21 protein-coding genes, 1 tRNA gene and 1 pseudogene are annotated in these 20,190 nt (G+C 37.5%); 7 read left to right on the top strand and 16 right to left on the bottom strand.

What is annotated here, in order from left to right:
• Positions 1-5: 5 nt before the first annotated feature.
• The 6 genes and pseudogenes from GSB9_02873 to gpmI all read right to left on the bottom strand — a co-directional run bounded on the left by GSB9_02873 (position 6) and on the right by gpmI (position 4,806).
• A pseudogene (locus GSB9_02873) lies at positions 6-373 on the bottom strand (DUF423 domain-containing protein).
• 10 nt (positions 374-383) lie between these two features.
• A complete protein-coding gene (locus GSB9_02874) occupies positions 384-1,148 on the bottom strand; it encodes a class I SAM-dependent methyltransferase (GenBank protein ID UKM66293.2) in 765 nt (254 codons plus the stop codon).
• A gap of 6 nt (positions 1,149-1,154) precedes the next feature.
• Entirely contained in the window at positions 1,155-1,940 is a 786-nt protein-coding gene (locus GSB9_02875) for a DUF3050 domain-containing protein (GenBank protein UKM66294.1), read from the bottom strand.
• 5 nt (positions 1,941-1,945) lie between these two features.
• A complete protein-coding gene (map, locus tag GSB9_02876; GenBank protein UKM66295.1) occupies positions 1,946-2,764 on the bottom strand; it encodes a type I methionyl aminopeptidase in 819 nt (272 codons plus the stop codon).
• 74 nt (positions 2,765-2,838) lie between these two features.
• Positions 2,839-3,246 (bottom strand): hydrolase, encoded by a 408-nt coding sequence (locus GSB9_02877; GenBank protein ID UKM66296.1) that lies wholly within the window; start codon positions 3,244-3,246, stop codon positions 2,839-2,841.
• Positions 3,247-3,291: 45 nt separating this feature from the next.
• The gene (gene gpmI / locus GSB9_02878; GenBank protein ID UKM66297.2) at positions 3,292-4,806 is read right to left on the bottom strand and encodes a 2,3-bisphosphoglycerate-independent phosphoglycerate mutase; all 1,515 of its coding nucleotides are present in this window, start codon (positions 4,804-4,806) and stop codon (positions 3,292-3,294) included.
• A gap of 251 nt (positions 4,807-5,057) precedes the next feature.
• Here gpmI and GSB9_02879 point away from each other — a divergent pair, with 251 nt between their 5' ends.
• On the top strand, positions 5,058-5,462 hold the full coding sequence (locus GSB9_02879; GenBank protein ID UKM66298.1) for an ankyrin repeat domain-containing protein: 405 nt from the start codon (positions 5,058-5,060) through the stop codon (positions 5,460-5,462).
• Between the two features lie 70 nt (positions 5,463-5,532).
• Here the strand turns inward: GSB9_02879 and GSB9_02880 are convergent, their stop codons facing one another.
• Both GSB9_02880 and GSB9_02881 read right to left on the bottom strand, forming a co-directional pair.
• Positions 5,533-6,300, bottom strand: coding sequence for a M48 family metalloprotease (locus GSB9_02880; GenBank protein ID UKM66299.1), 768 nt, complete (start codon positions 6,298-6,300; stop codon positions 5,533-5,535).
• A 74-nt stretch (positions 6,301-6,374) separates the two neighbouring features.
• A complete protein-coding gene (locus GSB9_02881; protein ID UKM66300.2) occupies positions 6,375-6,815 on the bottom strand; it encodes a GNAT family N-acetyltransferase in 441 nt (146 codons plus the stop codon).
• 137 nt (positions 6,816-6,952) lie between these two features.
• On the opposite strand from GSB9_02881, the gene GSB9_02882 reads away from it, so the two are divergent.
• Positions 6,953-7,025: transfer RNA gene (locus GSB9_02882), tRNA-Gly, on the top strand.
• A 33-nt stretch (positions 7,026-7,058) separates the two neighbouring features.
• Here GSB9_02882 and pepE read toward each other — a convergent pair.
• Positions 7,059-7,766 (bottom strand): dipeptidase PepE, encoded by a 708-nt coding sequence (gene pepE, locus GSB9_02883; protein ID UKM66301.1) that lies wholly within the window; start codon positions 7,764-7,766, stop codon positions 7,059-7,061.
• A 105-nt stretch (positions 7,767-7,871) separates the two neighbouring features.
• Here pepE and GSB9_02884 point away from each other — a divergent pair, with 105 nt between their 5' ends.
• The 5 genes from GSB9_02884 (at position 7,872) to GSB9_02888 (ending at position 12,881) form a co-directional block, all read left to right on the top strand.
• Positions 7,872-8,672 (top strand): carboxypeptidase-like regulatory domain-containing protein, encoded by an 801-nt coding sequence (locus GSB9_02884; GenBank protein UKM66302.1) that lies wholly within the window; start codon positions 7,872-7,874, stop codon positions 8,670-8,672.
• A 138-nt stretch (positions 8,673-8,810) separates the two neighbouring features.
• Complete coding sequence (locus GSB9_02885; GenBank protein ID UKM66303.2) at positions 8,811-9,536, top strand: hypothetical protein; 726 nt, start codon at positions 8,811-8,813, stop codon at positions 9,534-9,536.
• Positions 9,537-9,690: 154 nt separating this feature from the next.
• The gene (locus tag GSB9_02886) at positions 9,691-10,095 is read left to right on the top strand and encodes a peptidase E (protein ID UKM66304.2); all 405 of its coding nucleotides are present in this window, start codon (positions 9,691-9,693) and stop codon (positions 10,093-10,095) included.
• Positions 10,096-10,240: 145 nt separating this feature from the next.
• Positions 10,241-12,511, top strand: coding sequence for a M1 family metallopeptidase (locus GSB9_02887; protein ID UKM66305.2), 2,271 nt, complete (start codon positions 10,241-10,243; stop codon positions 12,509-12,511).
• An 82-nt stretch (positions 12,512-12,593) separates the two neighbouring features.
• Positions 12,594-12,881 carry a twin-arginine translocase TatA/TatE family subunit gene (locus GSB9_02888; protein ID UKM66306.1) on the top strand — a complete coding sequence of 96 codons (288 nt, stop codon included), beginning with the start codon at positions 12,594-12,596 and terminating at the stop codon, positions 12,879-12,881.
• 203 nt (positions 12,882-13,084) lie between these two features.
• Here GSB9_02888 and GSB9_02889 read toward each other — a convergent pair whose 3' ends face one another.
• From GSB9_02889 to kynU, 7 genes are all read right to left on the bottom strand, one after another.
• Positions 13,085-14,236 (bottom strand): GDSL-type esterase/lipase family protein, encoded by a 1,152-nt coding sequence (locus GSB9_02889; protein UKM66307.1) that lies wholly within the window; start codon positions 14,234-14,236, stop codon positions 13,085-13,087.
• Between the two features lie 81 nt (positions 14,237-14,317).
• A complete protein-coding gene (locus GSB9_02890; GenBank protein ID UKM66308.1) occupies positions 14,318-14,962 on the bottom strand; it encodes an O-methyltransferase in 645 nt (214 codons plus the stop codon).
• Entirely contained in the window at positions 14,962-16,047 is a 1,086-nt protein-coding gene (locus GSB9_02891; GenBank protein ID UKM66309.1) for an amidohydrolase, read from the bottom strand. The genes GSB9_02890 and GSB9_02891 overlap by 1 nt, the downstream gene beginning before the upstream one ends.
• Positions 16,048-16,124: 77 nt before the next feature.
• Positions 16,125-16,661 carry a 3-hydroxyanthranilate 3,4-dioxygenase gene (locus tag GSB9_02892; GenBank protein ID UKM66310.1) on the bottom strand — a complete coding sequence of 179 codons (537 nt, stop codon included), beginning with the start codon at positions 16,659-16,661 and terminating at the stop codon, positions 16,125-16,127.
• A gap of 25 nt (positions 16,662-16,686) precedes the next feature.
• Positions 16,687-17,469 carry an SDR family oxidoreductase gene (locus GSB9_02893; protein ID UKM66311.1) on the bottom strand — a complete coding sequence of 261 codons (783 nt, stop codon included), beginning with the start codon at positions 17,467-17,469 and terminating at the stop codon, positions 16,687-16,689.
• 23 nt (positions 17,470-17,492) lie between these two features.
• On the bottom strand, positions 17,493-18,890 hold the full coding sequence (locus tag GSB9_02894; protein UKM66312.1) for an FAD-dependent monooxygenase: 1,398 nt from the start codon (positions 18,888-18,890) through the stop codon (positions 17,493-17,495).
• Positions 18,883-20,154, bottom strand: a complete 1,272-nt coding sequence (gene kynU / locus GSB9_02895) for a kynureninase (GenBank protein UKM66313.1) — start codon at positions 20,152-20,154, stop codon at positions 18,883-18,885. The genes GSB9_02894 and kynU overlap by 8 nt, the downstream gene beginning before the upstream one ends.
• Positions 20,155-20,190 lie beyond the last annotated feature (36 nt).

Below are 20,190 nucleotides of genomic sequence, written 5' to 3' on the forward strand. Positions count from 1 at the left end.
AAGTTTTAAATAGCTTTGAAAATTATTAAAGCCCAACCCAAGACAAAAAACAAACCGCCAATGGGTGTATGGGGCCGAGAATATTTATTTTTTTGCCTTTGGCATCACTCAAAACAAGTCCGTAAATACTAAACGAAAACAAGATAATTCCTAAGGTGAAACACCAATACATACCTGTGGATGAAAATTCTGGGTTAAAGCCAAGTATGAGCAACACTAAAGCGTGGTACATTTGGTGTTTTACACCTGTTTCAAAGCTTTTTTGTTGACCTTCTAATAATATGCTTTTTAGGGCATGAGCACCAAAAGCCCCAATTATAATGGCGAGCATGCCAAAAAAAGCCCCAGTAACGATAAAAATTTGTTGTGCCATTTTAACAATTTTATTTATAAACCACAGGAATAATTTCGCCTTTTGCCAAGCAGTATTTTTCTATCGCTTCCGCGGAAAGTTTGGACGTATAATCAACCTCTTCAACCCTAAATCCAATAGAACGTAACTTGTCGAAATAATCGCGGCCGTAAACCCGAACATGGTCGTATTGACCAAAAATTTTGGCGCGTTCTTTTTTGTCGGTAATACTGTCGTCTTCAAAAGTTTTTTTCCTGTTCAAATCCTGCGGAATTTGGAATATACCCATACCTCCAGATTTCAAGACGCGATAAAGTTCCTGCATTGCTTTGGTGTCGTTTGGGATATGCTCTAAAACATGATTGCACAAAATAACATCAAATTCATTATCAGTAAAAGGTAGGTGGCAAATATCCGCTTTTACGTCGGCCAATGGCGAATTTAGGTCGGTTGTTACGTAGTCCAAATTTGGCATGTTCTTGAAGCGCTTATAGAAAGCTTGCTCTGGAGCAAAGTGAAGTACTTTTTTGCTGTCCGAAAAAAAATCAGTTTCATTTTTCAGAAACAGCCATAAAAGTCGGTGCCGCTCTAAACTTAACGTAGAAGGTGAGAGTACATTGTTTCGTTGGGTGCCGTATCCGTAAGGTAAAAATGTTTTAAAACGCTTGCCGTCAATGGGGTCGGTATATTTTTTCCCTTTTAAAAAGAAAGCTAAAATGGGGCGAACAAAATAACTTAGCCGGATTAACAAAGGTCTAGGAACAAGATTTAGAATTATTTTAAAGACTTTTTTCAAACGTATTCAGTTGGCCGTAACCATTTTGTTCTGTTCTATTAATTTTAAAATACCATCCCAAAGGGCAATTCTTTGTTTCAGGGCAAACTTGGCTATATTAATGGTTTCCTTCCATTTTAGATTATCGTCTCCACAAAGTTCTTCTATCATTTTTAAAGACAAAGGTCCGTGTTCGTCACCATCCAATTCAATATGCCTATTAAGGTAATAAGAAAGTTTGTCGTACGTGTTGCTTTCGGTTTTAGATTGGTTGATGATTTGGAAAAACATTTCAGGTATAACATCTTCCCGTCCAAAAGTAAAAGCCGAGGCTATGATATGGGGCTTACCAGTATTTATAACATCGAATGTAAATTTAATAAAATCTGATGTTTCGGTATTTAATATAGCTTCTGATGTTGTTTGGTGCAGCGATGTGCCATTTTTTAGCAAGCCAATAAAGTTGATAACCTGTTCTGTGCTGGCCCCGATTTGGTCCATAGCATCCAAATACATTTCAAAATGACTCTTGGGTTCGCCAAGTTCGTTCACGTCGCTTTCTTCTCCTAAAACAATCTCATTAATAAAACGTGCTGTTGATGGATTTGAAACAGGTGTCCAAGGAATAGAAGTGTTTGTAAGTTGATTTTGTAATGCTTTTAAAAGCGACATAAAATCCCAAACGGCAAAAACATGTTGCTCCATGAAAATTTTAACATCATCAATCGACTGAAGGTTTTTATAAAGATTGTGTTTGTTTAGTTGTGCCCTTAAAGGCGCTAATTCCTGCTCAATTAACTTGAGTTGATTCATATATTTTATAAAACTAAGGCATGTTGTCTAAACTCGTCTTCTTCGTTGCTTTCAATACCTAAGGCCTCGTATATGTAAGCAAAGGTTGAAAGCAATTCGGGTTTGCCATCAATAAGAGCCACGTCGTGTTCAAAATGAGCTGATGGTTTTCCGTCGCGTGTAGTGATGGTCCAACCATCGTTATGTTGCTTGATGCGCTGTGTGCCCATATTAATCATAGGTTCAATAGCCACAACCATGCCTTCAATAAATTTTTTGCCTCGGCCCCGTTTTCCGTAGTTGGGCATTTCTGGGTCTTCGTGCATGGTGCTACCAAGTCCGTGCCCAACCAACTCACGAACCACTCCGTAACCATGGTCTTCACAGTATTTTTGAATGGCATAGCCCACATCACCCACTCGGTTATTGGCTTTAAATTCCTTAATGCCTATGTATAGAGATTCTTTGGTTACTTGTAAAAGTTTTTCGGTTTCTGGAGCAATCTCGCCAACAGCGAATGTATAGGCATGGTCACCGTAAAAGCCATTTTTTAAGGCACCGCAATCAATAGAAATAATATCGCCTTCAACTAAAGGGTCGTTGTTTGGTATACCATGTACGACTTGCGAATTGGGACTCATACAAAGGGTGTTTGGGAAATCATATAACCCCAAGAACCCAGGGATAGCACCATGGTCTCTTATGCAGGTTTCTGCGATTTTGTCGAGTTCTAAAGTAGTAACCCCTGGTTTTATTTCTTTGGCCAATTCGCCCAAGGTTTTTGAAACAATTAATGCACTTTCGCGCATCAATTCGATTTCTTCTCTGGTTTTTACAATAATCATAACTATCAATTAACAGGATGCAAAGATACTTAAAATATAAGCGTCTTTTGTCTTGAAATAATTTGGACATTAAATCAACTAAAAAGCCCGAAAAACCCTTTCTTTTTTTCTTTCAACGGTTGTGCCGAACCATCTGTTAGCATATGGTAAATTTCGCCCCAGCCTGGAAAACCACCAATGTTCCGGTCGTCAATAAATAAATCGGCATGGATTTTTCTGCTTACATCATCGGTGAACTCCTCTTCGGGAAAGCTTTTGTTAACCGCGTAAAACTCTATGTCGTTATTTTTGCAAAACTCTACTGCTTCATCCAACTTTTCACCACATCTGTATGTCCATAAAATGAGCCTATGACCGTCTTCCTGAAGCTTTTTTAAGGTTTCAAAAGCGAACAACATTGGTTTTCCAATTTTGGGATAGGCGTCTTCAACTATGGTACCGTCAAAATCAACAGCAATAATGAGGGTGTCGTTAAAATTCATTTGGATTTAAGGCGTTACATTTTTGCAAAGTTACATTTTTTAAATTTATACCAATGCGTGTTGCGTCATAGCTGCTGGCTGCTCAACCCCCATAAGTTTTAGTATAGTAGGTGCCACATCGCCCAAAATGCCATCCTTGATTTCTTTCAAATCTTTATCGATTAAAATTACAGGAACTGGGTTTGTAGTATGTGCGGTGTTAGGTGAACCATCGGGATTGATCATGGTTTCACAGTTGCCGTGGTCGGCAATCAACAATGTGCTGTATCCATTTTCAAGTCCTGTGGTAATAATGTCTTTTGCACAGGCGTCAACTGCTTCACAGGCTTTTATTGCGGCTTCCATTACGCCGGTATGGCCAACCATATCGCCATTTGCAAAATTAAGACACACAAAATTGGCTTCTCCTTTTTCGAGTTCAGGAACTAAAGCATCACGAAGTTCGTAAGCGCTCATTTCTGGTTGCAAATCGTAGGTAGCCACTTTTGGTGAATTTTTAAGTATTCTAGATTCGCCATCAAAAGGTGTTTCTTGACCTCCTGAAAAGAAAAACGTAACGTGCGGATACTTTTCGGTTTCGGCAATTCGAATTTGCTTTTTACCGTTCTTGGATAGTACTTCGCCAATAGTTTCGGTAATATTGTCTTTGTTGAAAATAACTTTAATGCCTTTAAAGTCATCACTGTAATTTGTAATGGTAACGTAGTAGAGGTCTAGTTTTTTTGTGTCGTATTCAGGAAAATCTTTTTGATTCAACATTTCTGTTAATTCCCGGCCTCTATCAGTTCTAAAGTTGTAGAAAATAACAACGTCGTCGTTTTGTATTGTGGCTACTGGTTGGTTGTCGCTATCTGTTAAAATTAACGGTTTTATAAACTCATCGGTAACATCATTGTCGTAATTATCTTGAATGGATGCAGCAGCGTTTTGCGTTTTAGTTCCTGTACCATTTACAACAGCATCGTAGGCTAATTTTACTCGTTCCCAACGTTTGTCTCTATCCATTGCGTAGTAACGCCCGGTAATACTTGCTAGTTTGGCATTTGTGCCTTCCATGTAGTTTTCTAAATCTTCAACATAGCCTTTGCCTGATTTAGGATCAACATCACGCCCATCTGTAAACGCATGTACAAAAGAATTTACGCCCGCTTTATTAGCTGCGTCGATAAAACCTTTTAGGTGGCTGGTATGGGCATGAACGCCACCATCACTCAGCAAACCTAAAAAATGAACATTTTTATTGTTATCTGAAGCATATTTAAGCGCATCAACAAGTACTTTTTCGTCTTTTAAGGTATCTTCTTCAATAGCTTTGTTAATTTTTGCCAAGTCTTGGTAAACAATGCGACCTGCCCCTAAATTCATATGTCCCACTTCGCTATTTCCCATTTGACCTTTTGGTAAACCAACGTGCTCGCCGTCGGTGCGTAACGTTGCAAAAGGGTATTTGGTATAAAGCGAATCTATGAAAGGTGTGTTAGCGTGGTCTATGGCAGAAACTTTTGGGTCTGGAGAATTTCCCCAGCCATCAAGTATCATCAAAATAACTTTTTTATTCATTTTTTGTTAAAATTTTATAATGATGCAAAGATAACGAAGTTTGTTCAGAAAAGAGTTAAAAAACCTTTCAAATGCTAGTGGTTTTAAGGGCTTTTAGGATTTTTTAAAAATGCCTGCATTCCGTTAATGTTATGCTAATTAAACGTTAAAAATACGTTATAAAACTTTTTTTGTGTAACAGTTTTAAAATAAAGTCGTCTCTTTAGTATATCAAAAAACGTAATCAATTAATCAAATTAAAATCTTTCATCATGAAAAAAACAATCATTATTTCCGCAATCGCATTATGCTTTTCAGTTGTATCAGCTAATGCTACCACAGAACATTTAATTGCCAATAATAGTGTTGAGGCATACTTTAAGGTTAATTCTTTTTGTGTTTCTATTGCTAAAGGCGATTTAGAGACCGTACAGAAACTTATTGCAAGGGGGGCCGATGTTAATGCTAAGTCTAATGGCATGACGCCGGTAATGTATGCAGCAAAATACAACAGAACCGAAATATTGAAACTGTTAATTGCTCATGGCGCAGATTTAAAGGCACGATGCGATAAAAGAAAAACAGCCTTAAAATATGCTGAGTTGCATGGTGCAGACGATGCTGCAGCCATTATTAAAGAGGCCTTAGCAGAAGCCAAGGCCAATAGAAAAAAATAATCTAAAGAATTTAATAATTATTTGAGTTAGTCACTCGCTGCAAAAGCCCTTAGTAAGGGCTTTTGTAGTTTTATTGTGTGCTATATTTTTCAATAGCTTCTTTTATTTTGTCAATGCGGTTGTCTGGATCTGGGTGGGTGCTTTGAAACTCAGGAACACGATTCGGTCCGGCTGCTGCTTTTAAAATTTCCATGACTCCTATCATTTCTTGAGGGTTGTATCCTGCTTTTATCATGAATTTAACACCTAAATCATCACTTTCTAATTCGTCGTCACGTCCGTTTGTTAACAATGTATTTTGTCCAATACCGCTTATTAGCCCTCCCATATCGGCACCAACAGCCCCAGCTGTAGTTAAGCCTTGCCAATACTCGCTTTCCGCAATTCGTTCTGCGCTGTGCCGGCCTAACACATGGCCAATCTCATGACCAAGAACACCAGCTAATTGGTCTTCGTTCTCCAGTTGGGAAAATAGCGCATAGGTTATGAAAATTTGTCCGCCAGGAAGCGCAAAAGCATTAATGGTATTAGGGTCGTTTAGTAAATGAAATTCGTACTTGTATGGTGTTTTTTTAGCTATACTGCTGTTTACAAGTTTGTTGCCAACATTATCTACCAAAGCTTGGTATTGGTTGCTGGGGTGCAGACCACCATGTTGCTGTGCCATTTGCGGAGCACTTTGCAGGCCAATAGCTATTTCTTTATCCGGGGTCATAGATATGGTTTGTGTCCTACCCGTATATGGATTAACTTCTTGTTGGTTACATCTTTTAAAAACAAAAAACAAAGCAATAGCTACACCTATTAGTAATCTGAATTTTAAATTTCTTCCTCTCACTTTTGTCTGAATTAATTGAAATAAAACTAAGAAATTTTAGTCAATAATTTTCATGTTTTTATTTTTAGCGCTAATTACAGTTTTTTAAACATAACATAATGCGGGCCAATACCTTCAATTATGAAGGGACTGCCAAAGGTTTGGTAGTTGTTCTTTTTGTAAAAACTAACCGAAACCTCACGGGCGTTGCACCAAATGATGTTTACCTGTTTTAGTTTGAGTGCCTGTTCGCCATAGTTTAAAAGAGTTCGCCCTAAATCTTTTCCTTGATGCGAAGTCAATACAGCCATGCCTCTTAGTTGATATTGGGTGCTTTCAGAAAGTGAAGGGTGATTGTTTTTAAAAAAAGAGCTTACGCCTAATAGATTTTTGTCTGAAAAAATGCCAAAATGAAGTGTCGTCTTTAGTTGGTCGCCTTCAAAATAGCAAGTTTCAATAGGTTTTCCTGGCCTTAGGATAGGCTGTCTAACTTCGTAGGTTTTGTTAGCGGATATCTGTTTTATGTTGAAATTCATTGCTTTATAAGATGGAGAATATGCCCATTGTCCAAAGATAGAAAACACTTTAGGCATTTGTTTTTTATTGTTAAAAAAGTTGTGCTTTTTTCTTGCTAAAAATTAAACAGTTTATATATATTTGTAGCGTAATTAAGGCGGGAGTAGCTCAGTTGGTAGAGCGTCAGCCTTCCAAGCTGAATGTCGCCGGTTCGAACCCGGTCTCCCGCTCAAAAAGCTTCATCAGAAATGGTGGAGTTTTTTTTATTTTAAATGGCTCAAATCGGTTTCTATTTCAACTTCGTAGGCTTTTTTGTTATATTCAAATATTCTGGCCGATAGGTTTCCTTTTAAAACAATTGAATGTCCTTTTACTTTAAGCCAACTGCCTTCCCTTAGCCCTACTACGGGTGGCGTGTTGTAGGCATGAAATTCTTTAATTCGGGTTTCTCGGGTTTCCCCCATATGTTTGCTCGATGTGTCGGGGTCTAAATAATGCGGGTTAATATTAAACGGTACTAGCCCTAAGGCATTAAAGCTAGGCGGGTAAACAATGGGCATATCGTTGGTGGTTTTAATGGTAAGTCCGCATATGTTGCTGCCCGCACTTGTGCCTAGATAAGGCGTTCCGTTGCCAATGGTTTCTTTTAATACGGTTATAACGTCGTTTTTGTACAGCTGGTAGGTTAAAACAAAGGTATTGCCGCCACCAACAAATAGGGCTTCGGCGTTTTTTATGGCTTTAACCGGGTTTTCAAACTCGTGGATACCCTTAACAGATTTTCCAATTTTTGCCAAGCCTTTGCGGGCAATTTCTGTATAATCATCATGCGAGATTCCACTGGGTCGCGCATAGGGGATAAAAACAATTTCAGAGGCTGCTTTAAAGTGGATTTCTAACTCGGGAATTATGTATTCTAAATAATCACTGCCGTGAACCGTTGATGTGCTTGCTATAATCAAATTTTTCATAAATACGTTTTAAGGTAAAGCTAACTAAAAAATCAATTTTCACAGGATTTTAAAAGTCTATTCTTTAAAAAGTGAAAATAAAGTGGTATTTTCAAATAAAAAAACATGAACAGAATATTGTTACTCTTAGCCGTTTTCATTTCGGGATCAGCCTTTTCCCAAACCATAAGTAGGGTTGCCGTTTCTGGTAAAATAATTGTAGAAGACAACGATTTGGCTGGCATTACCGTTTTTAACGCCTCGTCTAATATAGGAACCGTTACAGATGAAGATGGGACATTTTCTTTAAAAGTAGCCTTAAACGACCAAATAGAAGTGAGTGCCCTGCAGTACCAAAACATTACATTTAGGATTAATGAAGACATTATAAAATCCAGAAAGATGAAACTCTTCTTAATAGAAGAAATAAATAAGCTTGAAGAGGTCGTTGTGGTGACAAAAGGATTAACGGGGAATTTGGTTGCCGATATGGAAGACGCGAAACCATTCAAGCCTAAATTGGATGCCCTCTACTTTGGAGTGAAGCATAGTGCCGAGTATGATTTTGAAAAAGACTATAAAACTGAAGCAGAAAACGTAGCCATGAACACCAAGGGCGTAGCCGTTGTAAATGGTTTGGATGTCGTTAATGTAGTCGACCAGCTATTATTGCCCCTGTTCCGTTCAAAAGTGTCCGACAAGAAGACAGTACAAGTGCCCGATGTGCCTATAGAATCGATTAAATACTATTTTGGTTCCGAATTTTTAATGGATAATTTTAATATTCCAGAGCATCGTGTTGAAGATTTTATACAATACGTACAGGCCGACGGTTTTGATTTTTCTCTTCTCAATTATGGAAATGAAATGGAGTTTTTAGAGTTGCTTAACCAAAAAAGTAAGACATTTTTAAAATCTAAAAACTAACGTTCCGTGCATATTTTAACATAAGATTAAATACCATTTGTCTTTTTTTTAAGATTTCATAGGCGTTCTTTATCGTTTAAACAACTTTTTTTGTGTTTTAATGCACTAACTTGTTTTCTATTTGGACAATCTGTTGAATTGATTGGGAAAATTAGTAGTTCGAGTGATGTTGAAAATGTTCATGTTACCAATAAAACCCAAAAGGAGTTTACTATTAGTGATAAAATAGGAGTGTTTAAGATTAAAGCAAAGTTAAACGATACCGTTTCTTTTTCGTCCGTATTACATCAACCAAAAAACATTGTTGCAACTAAAAGTATTTATGATTCTAAAATTGTTTATTTAACTCTCGAAGCACTAATTAATGTACTTGACGAAGTGGTGGTGGGTAAGATTTTAACGGGCAATTTACGATCAGATATTGAAAACGTTGACGGCAAAGCGCCTATTAATTTCTTTGACGTTGGCATTCCTGGTTATACTGGAAAAATAGCCACTCAAAGTGAAAGGCGCTTGAGTCAAGCAGGGCAATTTAAACCTATAATGTTGTTGGGTATTTTAGCGGGCGGAGCTTCGTTAGACCCCATTATAAATGAAATATCAGGCAGAACAAAAATTCTTGAAAAACGCGTTGACCATGAGGAGCGCGAATCCTTGATGCGACAAATAAAATCTCGATTAGCGAGAGGTTTTTTTAGCTCGAACTCTTTGGGTGATAGCATGAAAATGGATTTTTTCTATTTCTGTGCCGACGATAAAAACTTCATAAAACATTGTAAGAACAAAACCAATTTTGAAATTCTTACTTTTCTAAAAATGAAATACAAACAGTACCAAGCTAACCTGAATTCTAACAAAGTTTAAATGTTTTTGGAATGCTTTTTGAAAACAGTACATTAGCACCATTTATAATTTAAAGATGAAATTTTTTAAGATACTACTCCTTGTTTGTTCAATGTCTTTTTTTGCTTATACCACGTGGCATGATTATTATATAAGTTTAACCCAGGTTGAGTTCGTGAAAGAAAAAAAATCGGTGCAAATTATTTCTAGAATTTTCATAAACGATTTTGAAAGTGCTGTAAGAACGCGTTATAATAAAGTGTTAACCTTTGGAGGGGAAGACGAAACAGAAAACCTCGACGATTACATTGAGGGGTATTTAAAGGATTATTTAACCATTAAAATTAACGGTAAAAGAGCAGATTTAGCTTACATTGGCAAGGAATACGATATAGATATCATTAAGTGTTATCTTGAAATCGAAGATGTTAAAAAGATTGATACTTTAGAAATAACAAATCGCATTTTATTCGATTTGATTCAAGAGCAACAAAATATCATAAAAACAAAAATAAATTCAAAACAAAAAAGTGTTATCCTCATTCCACAAAAGGATACAGCTGTGTTAAAGTTTAATTAAAACAAAGTCTTATTTCTAAATATTTTATTAGTTTCGAGCACTTTTTATAATAATATCCTAACGAAAGTTGCTTAAACCGACTTTTTTTTGAACAAAACACAAAAACACAATGCGTAAATTCGTTTACTTCTATCTGCCATTTTTTATGGTTTCTTTTGCCGTAATCTCCCAAAACCAAGTTGTTAATCAAGAAAAAAAAGGGCATACAAATACCAATAAATTTAAGCAGCTGTATGACGAATTTTCTACACCTAATATGTTTAGGTCTGCTTCGGGAGCACCTGGGCCGGCCTACTATCAACAACAGGCAGATTATGAGATGGATATCGTTTTAGACGACAAAAACTCTAGGTTGTCGGGTTACGAAACCATTACATATACCAACAATTCTCCAGATGTGCTAAGGTATTTGTGGGTACAGTTGGAGCAAAATAAAAGAGCAAAAGATTCTAAATCGCCGTTAATTGAAACCAGTGGAGTGGCGCCTGTAATGCTTCCAAATGCTTTTACTTCAGAGTACATGAGAACGCCTTTAGAACGTGGTTTTAATATTTTAGAGGTAACAGGCACCAATGGAGAGCAGCTCGATTATATGATAAACCGAACCATGATGCGTGTTGAATTGCCCGAGCCGCTTCAAACGGGTGATAAATTTTCATTTTCCATAAAATGGTGGTACAATATTAATGAGCATACCATAGAAGGTGGGCGTTCTGGCTATGAATATTTTCCAAAGGATGGTAATAAAGCTTATGTGATTGCTCAGTTTTTCCCAAGAATGGCGGTTTACAGCGATGTGGAAGGTTGGCAAAATTCACAATTTTGGGGGCGCGATGAGTTTGCTTTGCCTTTTGGAGATTACGAAGTGAACATTACCGTACCTGCCGATCATATTTTGGATGGAACCGGAGTACTGACCAATAGAAAGGAAGTTTATTCCAAAAGGATGTTACAGCGTTATGAAGCAGCAAAAAAATCTTATGATGAACCAGTTGTAATCGTGTCTCAAGAGGAGGCTGAAGCTGCCGAAAAAGGCTTTTCCGAAGAAACAAAAACCTGGAAACTTAAAGCAGAAAATGTTCGTGATTTTGGCTTTGCAACGTCCAGAAAGTTTATTTTGGATATGATGGCCGTTAAAATTGGCGCTAAGGATGTTATGGCAGTTTCTATGTACCCAAAAGAAGGAAATCCGCTTTGGGAACAATGGTCAACCAAAGCCGTGGCAAGTACTTTAAAGTCATACTCAAGAATGACCTTTGATTATCCATACCATAAAGCAATTTCTGTGCATGCCAAACAACAAGGTATGGAATACCCGATGATTTGTTGGAATTATGGGCGCCCAAAAGAAGACGGTACTTACAGCGACCGTGTAAAATATGGTATGATGGGAGTTATTATCCATGAGGTGGGACACAACTTTTTCCCGATGATTGTTAATAGTGATGAGCGCCAATGGACCTGGATGGACGAAGGCCTTAATACGTTTGTTCAATATGTAGCCGAACAGGATTTTGGAGAAAAATATCCCTCGGCGTTGTCTGCTGGAGATACACATTTTCCATCAGATCGTGGGCCTGCAAAAATGATTGTGCCGTACATGGGTGGTAACCAAGATTTTATAGCGCCTATAATGACCAAAGGGCTTAACACCTATCAGTTTGGGAATAACGCTTACGGAAAACCGGCAACTGCACTTAATATTTTAAGAGAAACCGTTATGGGGCGCGAATTATTTGATTACGCATTTAAGGAATATGCCAATAGATGGAAATTTAAACACCCAACACCTGAAGACTTTTTTAGAACCATGGAAGACGCTTCTGCATTTGATTTAGATTGGTTTTGGAGAGGTTGGTTTTATACTACAGACTGGGTGGATATTGGTGTAAAAGATGTTAAAAAATATTATGTGTCCGAAGAGCCCAACGAATACATGAGAAACCTCATGAAAGAAAGAGGGATAAAAAGAAGCCAGTTGAAGCCCCTTGTTTATTTGGTTGAAGAAGGAAGCAAGGATTTTAAGGAAAAAATGAAGAAAAATACACTCTTGGAAAGCTCAAAGCCTTTACAAGAGTACATAATGGATAACTTTACACCAGAGGAACGCAAAAACATCAAAGAACCAAAATATTTTTATAATGTGACCTTTGAAAAGCCAGGAGGTCTGGTAATGCCTATTATAGTTAAATATAACTATGCAGATGGAACTTCAAGACAGGAGACCTACCCCGCGCAAATCTGGAGGTTTAATGATAATGAGGTGAGTAAGGCCATTGCTTCAGATAAAGAAATTGTGGGTATTGAAATAGACCCTAACGAAGAAACGGCAGATATTGATGTCTCAAACAATTCTTGGCCAAAAAAGGAACAAATGAGTGATTTCGATCAGTTTAAAGAGCGGATAAAAGGATAGTAATGATAAAATAAATTAAAAGAGCCGATTTTTAAAATCGGCTTTTTTTTATTCTGATAAAACAACTTAGTATATTTGTAACGTGATACAACAAGCAACATTTTTATTCATCAGTGGTGCTGAAATAGCATTTATACTATTTATTGCTATAATGGTTTTTGGTGCCGATAAATTACCTGAAATAGCGCGTGGCCTAGGAAAGGGAATGCGAACTCTAAAAGATGCTACCAACGATATTAAGCACGAAATCACCAAAACAGCCGATAAAAACGGTATTGATACCAGCATAACAAAAGATGTAAAAAAGGAGTTGGATCAAGTAAAAGACGATTTAGAAGATTTTACGGGCTCAATTAAACGGAAGTTTTAACCGTTCGTTTGTGATTCAATAATCAGTTCAGATATACAAAAAAAATCATAGGGATAATCTCAGAATGGTAGCCCTCCCCCTAAATAATTACCAAACTCTTTCCTTCTATAGCATTTTTATCAAGAACTTGTGCTACTTTTTTAAGAGCACCTTCAAAAAATTAAAGCGATAGTTGGGCTAGCCATCATCTGTAACGATAAATATCAATAGGATTTGTCTATAATAAGTTTTCCTGAATGTAAATTGCTGTTAGTTGGAGTTATAATTTTATAAATGTATAAACCACTACCAATATTTTTTATCTCAATTTTTTCGGTTGAATTTTTAATCCAATTTTTACTTCGATGAACCAGAGCTCCATTAAGAGTATAAATGAATATTTTTTTGCTGTCTGTGTTTTTTGAACTTAGGTAAAAGTAATTTTTAAAAGGAATTGGATGGATTTTAAATTCGTTATCACTTTTTTTTTCAAAGGAATTAACAGATAGTGTGTTTTCAAATGTTGTTTCATTTGAAATAAGCACTGTTGAACGGTTTTCATCGCTTTGCAAGCCAACTTTATAGGTTCCAGAATCTGGATTAGATAGTGTTTGGTTTTTTCCTTCATTTATTTCTTCAATAGGGGTATCAAACAAATACCATTGATAGCTGGCCGATTCTGGAGCGGTAAGTGTATTGCTAAATTCAGTAATATTAGTTTTTTCGGTAGTAAGTATTTCATAAATGTAATTTGCTATTTCTGATGCTCCAGTTGCATTAGGATGTATGCCGTCCGATAAAAACATTGCATTTTTATCTGACATATGGGTATACATGTCAACAAGATTAACACACTCGTCAATGGCAACCTGTTTAATTTTTGGGTTCACTTCATTTTTTATTGTAGCATCTGAAATTTCCCATATTTCTTTATAAGCAGGAGGTACTAAGCATGCATAAATTTCAGGTTTAGAGTCGAGCGATTTAAAAGATTTAATCATATCTACATAATCGCCGTAAAAGTCATCTTTATGAGGTGTCCAATTGGTGTTTAATTTAGAGTCATTTGTGCCCAACATAATGATAACGATATCAGGATTTAAAGCTAGAGCTTGTGTATAAGCAGGTTCATTCCAATAAGGTCTATCTCCATTTTTTAGCATCGTTCTAGCGCTCACACCAAAGTTTGAGATTGAGTAGCCATTTCCTAATAAAACTTGAAGTCTTGCTGGATAACTTTGCGTTGAAGGTGATGAAAGGCCATAGCCATAAGTAATACTGTTTCCCACACAAGCTACTTTTACTTGAGCATGAATGGCTATAGCAGTAACAAGGAAAAAGTTAAGTGAAAAAATAATTTTTTGAATTTGCTTCACAAGGTTTTATGTTTAAGTGAGAAAGAAGTTATTGGTTTTTTAGATTTTGAAAATACAATGAATTTTTATTTCATACAATTGCTAAATTTTTCTACTGATGGTTAACCCATCTCTAATGGGTAGTATAACGGTTTCAACACGTGGGTCAACTTTTAAAAGCATGTTGTATTCAATGAGTGCAGGTGTGGAGGTGTCATCTTTTTTAAAGCTTGTCTCAAGTACTTTTCCGCTCCAAAGTACATTGTCAGACAGAATGATGCCGCCTGGGTTTAACTTATTGATAATCACCTCAAAGTAGTTGGCATAGTTTTCTTTGTCGGCATCGATAAACACCAAATCATAGGTCTTGTTTAATTTGGGTATAATATCAAGTGCATTTCCTAAATGCTGAGAAATCTGTTCTCCAAACCCAGATTTATCGAAATATTTCCTTTGAAAATCATATAATTCCTCATTAACATCGATGGTATCTATAGTTCCGTTTTTTTGAAGGCCTTCAGCTAAGCACAGTGCAGAATACCCAGTGTAAGTACCTATTTCCAAAATATTTTTTGGGCTTATCAATTTCGATATCATGCTTAAAACTCTTCCTTGGTAATGCCCGCTTAACATTCGAGGCTGTAATATTTTTTGATAGGTTTCGCGGTTTAATTGTTGTAACAGTTCTGGTTCGTTTTCAGAATGGTGTACAACATATTCGTCGATATTTTCAGGTATAAAATGCATTAGTTTAATATTCTGTGAATTAATTTTTGTTTGGCTGCTTCGTCATCTCCACACAACCATTGTATTACGTTTTCTTCCCACATGGCATCATGTTCGGTTTGAGAAATGATGTTTCGCTCTTTGGCCAAATCTAAAATTTTTCCTGGGTACGACGATTGTTGTGTGCTTTCCATTTCACCCAACGGATATGGGTCGTCCAATCCCATTAAAACTTGTTTGGCGCCGTGGTTTTTTATCAATAACTCCAAGCCTCCCGTATCGTGTACTAAGGTGTCAAAAAAAATATTTTTGTGGCCTACGGCTTTTCTGGGGTGGTGCTTGCCTTCAAATAAATCGGGACGGCCATCAAAGCCTTGAATCCGTCTTCCTAGGTTTATTTGTGCCAATTGGCCGCCATGGGCGAAACAGGTTCTCATGTTCGGATACTTTTCTTGATAGCCGTTAAGGGTTAAAAAATGATAAGCATCACCACATTGGGCAAGCATCCAAATTAGGTGAAAACGCCAAGCTGTATTTTCGAGTTTAATAAACTTTTCGCCATCATAAGGATGAATTTCAACTGCTAGATTATATTGATTGGCCATCTCAAAAATGGGTTCGTTCTCTTCGTCAAAAATACATCGCCAAGTACCAATCGTGTCCATGTAATGCGTGGGCAAACACAACAGTTGCATACCGTGCTCTTCAACGCAGCGTTCTATTTCCCAACAAGCGCTCCTTACAAATCCAGGGTGTACAACAAAACCACAAGTAAATTTGCTGGGGTAATCGTGCTGAATACGTGCATTAAAATCATTTTGAAAACGCAGTGCTTTTTTCATTTCCTCAACCCGTAAACCATTACCGTAAAGTTGAGATAGGTTTAAAACTACAGCGTGGTCGATGTTGTAACGCGACATCCAATCTAGTTTTTCGTGGAGGAAAAAACTCGAATCGGTTACAGGTCGGCTCCAATCTTTTTGGAGCATAAATTTTCGGTCTTTATCTACCCAAAAAATACCCTTTTCGCGCATGTATTCTGGGATTTCCTCGGGGTAAGGAAGTAGATGCGAATGGCCATTTATGCGAAGCTTACGATTTTCCATAATTTATTTGTCGTGGTATACTTTTGTCTTGGTAGTACTTCGTCATAATTTTTTAGTAATGACAAATTTTATAATACTTAATCTTTGAGTTTAACCTTTTTTGGTGGCTGCATGATTTCGCCACAATTCGGGCAACTACGTTTATCTTTATCGCTGTAATAATTGTCGAATATTTTGGGCATATCGGTTTCAATGTCTTCAAGGGTGAAATCTTCCTCATAGAGTTTGGTAGTACAATTTTCACAAAACCACATCAGGGCATCTTTCATGCCTTTTGGTCGCTTGTATTCTATAACGAGTCCAACGGTGTTGGCACCGCGTTGTGGTGAATGTGGTACTTTTGGCGGTAGTAAATAAATGTCACCTTCTTTAATATGGACATCTTTAGGCTTGCCGTTGTCGATTATTTTTAAAACAATATCGCCTTCCACTTGATAGAAAAATTCGGGTGTTTCGTTGTAGTGATAGTCTTTTCGGTTGTTAGGACCGCCAACGACCATCACGATAAAATCGCCATCTTTCCATACCACTTTATTGCTAACAGGAGGCTTTAAGAGATGTCTGTTTTCTTCAATCCAATCTTTAAAATTTAATGGGGAAACTAATTTGCTCATAATTCAAAACATTTACATTATAAAGTTACAAACTTTTTGTGCGTCCACCATCAACAGGAATGTTAATGCCATTAATGTATGCAGCAGGTTGACTGGCTAAAAACGCCACGGCACTTGCTGTTTCTTCGGGTTTGGCAAAACGTTTGGCCGGTGTGTAATTTTTCATGGTTTCGGTCATGCTCTCTAAGGATATATCTTCGTTGTTGGCTTTAATTTTTATAATGTCGTTTAATCGTTCGGTTTCAGTAAACCCGGGGAGCACATTGTTTACGGTAATGCCAAAAGCGCCTAATTCTAACGAAAGCGTTTTGCTCCAGTTTCCAACAGCGCCACGAATGGTGTTGCTCACCCCTAATCCAGGAATAGGTTCTTTCACTGAAGTGGAAATAATATTGATAATTCTGCCAAACCCTTCTTGTTTCATAAAGGGAATAGTTGCCTGTGCCAACACGTGGTTACATTTTATGTGCATGGTAAAGGCATTGTCAAATTCATCAAGACTAGCCGTTAGAATCTCTCCGCTTCTAGGGCCGCCTGTATTATTGACAAGAATGTGGAAACCGTGATTTTTTTCAATAAACTTAATGACTTGCTCTTGCAAATCTCTTGGGTTGGCAAAATCGGCTACAATGTAGCTGTGATTTCGGTGTTGTGGTAGTTCTTCTAAAACAGCTTTTAATTTTTCTCTGTTTCTGGCAACTAATGTAACGTTAACCCCTTCGTTAGCCAAAGCGATAGCGGTTGCTTTACCTATTCCTTGCGTGCTTCCGCATACTAAGGCGTTTTTGTTGTTTATTTTTAAATCCATTATGATGTTCTTTTTTTTTTAAGTTATTTTAATCCAGCAATTCTATCATCTTCTATAATAGATTGTGTTTCTTTTTTTATTTTTTCTAGGTTTACTTTTAAATCGCCGTTTAGGTTAATTTGCTTATCCGACAGGAGGTTTAAAATAGCCTTATCTTGTGCTCTTCCTTTTATCATTGCTTCACGATAGCCTATATTTTCATTAAAGGTTACCATGGAATATTTAGATGAATATTCGTAGGGGAATGATTTTTCTAATGCCATTTCTATCTTTCGTTTTTCTTGAAAAATGGGATTAGCTACGTGGTCTTTCATTTCGTGGAAATTATCAATCGCCAAATCGGCAATGGCATCGGTGTCTTTTTTTCTGTTTTTTTCAAAGGTTTTAAAAATAGTTTCCCAATCGGTCAAACCTTCTTCTAAAACTTTATCGAATTCAGTGACATCTTCAAAAGAGGCATTCATACCCTGCCCATAAAACGGAACAATGGCATGGGCGGCATCACCCATTAAAAGGGTATTGCCTTTGTAATGCCACGGCGAACATTTTATGGTGCCTAATGGAGACGTGGGGTTGTTAAAAAAGTCGTCCAATAAATTAGGCATCATTGCCAAGGCATCTGGAAATTCCTTTCTGAAAAACTCCAGTACCTCCTTTTCGGTGGTAAGGTTGTTAAAATTATAAGCACCTTCATCATAGCTTAAAAACAAGGTAACGGTAAAGCTGCCATCTAAATTGGGCAATGCAATAAGCATAAAATCGCCTCGTGGCCAAATATGAAGGGCATTTTTATAGGTTTTGAAAGCACCACCTTCATCTGGCAAAATACTGAGTTCTTTGTAACCGTGCGTTAAATAATCCTGGGAAAAGCTGAATAAGAATTTTTTGCCTAGATAATAACTCTTTCGCATGGCTGACCCCGCACCATCTGCTGCAATAATAACATCTGCATCTTCAATAAATTGCTTTTTGGTGTGGTAATCTTCAAATAGCGCTGTGGTTTTTTCGAAATCGACCGACTTGCATTTTTGGTTGAAATAAATTTTAACGTTGTCATGCTTTTCGGCTTCATCCAAAAGCAATGCATTTAAATCGCCCCTGGAAACAGAATTGATGTATTCGTAATCACGTCCGCTATAATTTGAGAGGAACGTGTTGCCATGCGTGTCGTGAATCATACGTCCGTTCATTGGGATACAAAGGGCTTTAACCTGCTCTTTTAGTCCCACCAATTTCATGGCTTTACTGCCGCGATTGGAAAATGCCAGATTAATGGAACGACCAGCACTGATATCCACTTTACGTAAATCGGAGCGTTTTTCGTAAACCGAAACATTATACCCGCGCTGGCCTAGACGTAAGGCCAAAAGGCTACCACAGAGCCCTGCTCCAATTATCAATATGTTTTGTTGTTTATTCATTTAAAATAGCTTTCAGTTTTTCAACCAATTTGTAGACGTCTTCAAACGAATTATAAAAGGGCACAGGGGCACACCGGATAACGTCGGGTTCGCGCCAATCACTAATAACTCCAGACTTTGTTAGTTGATCATATAGCGATTTATCGGCATTTTTCACTTGAATAGATAGTTGACAACCGCGCTCGTTTGGGTTTTCGGGCGTAATAATTTTAATGGTGTCTTCTCCCAATTGTTTCAATAAAAACTCTAAATAGCCCGTTAGTTTTTTTGATTTTTTCGTGAGTTTTTCCATGCCCACTTCACTGAACATGTCCAATGAGGCTTTTATGGCGGCCATCGATAAAATAGGCGGGTTACTTAACTGCCAGCCTTCGGCTCCCGGAAGTTGGTCAAATTCACCTCGCATGTTAAACCGGGTTTGTTTGTTGTGGCTCCACCAACCTGTAAATCGGTTAAGGGCTTTGTTGTAGGCATGCCGTTCGTGTACAAAGCACCCCGCCAAACTGCCCGGTCCGGAATTTAAATATTTATAGGTGCACCATGCGGCAAAATCGGCTCCGGATTCATGCAAATTAAGTTTTACGTTACCAGCGCCGTGGGCACAATCAAACCCAACTTTGCAACCGTATTTATGGCCTATTTGGGTAATACGTTTTAAATCGAAAGACTGGCCAGTGTAATAATTTACGCCACCAATCATAATCAAGGCAATGTCGTCGCCTTGTTTGGCTAAAATATTTTCTAAATCTTCATAACGGAGTAACTCTTCGCCATCGCGGGGTTTCCATAAAACCAATCCGTTGTGGTGGTCAAATCCGTGATGGCGCAATTGCGATTCTACGGCATACTTATCCGAAGGAAATGCGTCACCTTCAATTAAAATTTTATACCGTTTTTTTGTGGGTTGATAAAACGACACCATTAAAAAGTGCAGGTTGGCGGTGAGGGTGTTCATAACCACCACCTCAATGGGCTTGGCCCCTACAGTTTTCGCCATGCTTTCGGTTAAAAACTCATGATAAGATAACCACGGGTTTTTTGCTGCAAAATGGCCTTCTACACCTAAATGGGCCCAATCGTCGAGTTCTTGGTTTACGTAAGCTTTTGTGGTTTTAGGTTGTAAGCCCAACGAATTTCCAGTCATGTAAATTAAATTGCTGCCGTTAGCATCTTTTGGGATGTAAAACTGATTTCGGTAGTGTTTTAATTCGTCTTTATGGTCTTGTTGTAAGGCGTACTCCAGACCGCTTTTATATGTGGACAAGGTGTTTTTGATTTTCGGTTTCTAACAAAAATAACA

The sequence above is a fragment of the Flavobacteriaceae bacterium GSB9 genome (assembly GCA_022749295.1).
Lineage (GTDB): Bacteria > Bacteroidota > Bacteroidia > Flavobacteriales > Flavobacteriaceae > Flavisericum.

Excerpts from the sequence above, each read along its gene's own strand:
- GSB9_02894 (UKM66312.1), bottom strand. The coding sequence starts at position 18,890 with ATGAATAAACAACAAAACATATTGATAATTGGAGCAGGGCTCTGTGGT.
- GSB9_02884 (UKM66302.1), top strand. The coding sequence starts at position 7,872 with ATGAACAGAATATTGTTACTCTTAGCCGTTTTCATTTCGGGATCAGCC.
- GSB9_02891 (UKM66309.1), bottom strand. The coding sequence starts at position 16,047 with ATGGAAAATCGTAAGCTTCGCATAAATGGCCATTCGCATCTACTTCCT.
- GSB9_02892 (UKM66310.1), bottom strand. The coding sequence starts at position 16,661 with ATGAGCAAATTAGTTTCCCCATTAAATTTTAAAGATTGGATTGAAGAA.
- gpmI (UKM66297.2), bottom strand. The coding sequence starts at position 4,806 with ATGAATAAAAAAGTTATTTTGATGATACTTGATGGCTGGGGAAATTCT.
- map (UKM66295.1), bottom strand. The coding sequence starts at position 2,764 with ATGATTATTGTAAAAACCAGAGAAGAAATCGAATTGATGCGCGAAAGT.
- GSB9_02881 (UKM66300.2), bottom strand. The coding sequence starts at position 6,815 with ATGAATTTCAACATAAAACAGATATCCGCTAACAAAACCTACGAAGTT.
- pepE (UKM66301.1), bottom strand. The coding sequence starts at position 7,766 with ATGAAAAATTTGATTATAGCAAGCACATCAACGGTTCACGGCAGTGAT.
- GSB9_02893 (UKM66311.1), bottom strand. The coding sequence starts at position 17,469 with ATGGATTTAAAAATAAACAACAAAAACGCCTTAGTATGCGGAAGCACG.
- GSB9_02877 (UKM66296.1), bottom strand. The coding sequence starts at position 3,246 with ATGAATTTTAACGACACCCTCATTATTGCTGTTGATTTTGACGGTACC.
- GSB9_02890 (UKM66308.1), bottom strand. The coding sequence starts at position 14,962 with ATGCATTTTATACCTGAAAATATCGACGAATATGTTGTACACCATTCT.
- GSB9_02887 (UKM66305.2), top strand. The coding sequence starts at position 10,241 with ATGGTTTCTTTTGCCGTAATCTCCCAAAACCAAGTTGTTAATCAAGAA.
- GSB9_02875 (UKM66294.1), bottom strand. The coding sequence starts at position 1,940 with ATGAATCAACTCAAGTTAATTGAGCAGGAATTAGCGCCTTTAAGGGCA.
- GSB9_02879 (UKM66298.1), top strand. The coding sequence starts at position 5,058 with ATGAAAAAAACAATCATTATTTCCGCAATCGCATTATGCTTTTCAGTT.